Origin of the sequence: Roseivivax isoporae LMG 25204, from assembly GCF_000521865.1 — a bacterium.
Lineage (GTDB): Bacteria > Pseudomonadota > Alphaproteobacteria > Rhodobacterales > Rhodobacteraceae > Roseivivax > Roseivivax isoporae.
On sequence record NZ_JAME01000182.1, the window covers coordinates 1 to 366 of the forward strand.

Consider the following 366-nt stretch of genomic DNA (forward strand, 5'->3'; position numbering starts at 1 on the left):
CCAGGGAAGGGCGGGCGCCGCAGGCCGCCGGCTACCTGACCGGCTACCTGGGCGCCGACGTGATCGACCCGTTGACGGTGGCGCTGCGCTTCGACCATCCCAAGGCCGGCTTCCTGCAGGCCCTCACCGAAAAGACCCTGGCGCCGCTGGCGCCCGCCACGCTCGCCAAAACGCCGGAAGAACGCTGCCAGGGCGCGCTGATCGGCACCGGCCCGTTCGTGATCGCGCAGGTGGTCAAGAATGACCGCATCGTCCTCAAGCGCCGCGCCGACTACCAGTGGGCCTCGCCCAACGCCGAGCATCAGGGGCCGGCCTGGCTCGACCAGGTCACGTTCCAGACCGTGTCGGAAGGCAGCGTCCGGGTCG

At 71.0% G+C, this 366-nt stretch carries 1 protein-coding gene; it reads left to right on the forward strand.

The window, feature by feature from the left end:
- A partial coding sequence (locus RISW2_RS23260) for an ABC transporter substrate-binding protein (RefSeq protein ID WP_043776082.1) occupies positions 1 to 366 on the forward strand: 366 nt, incomplete at both ends.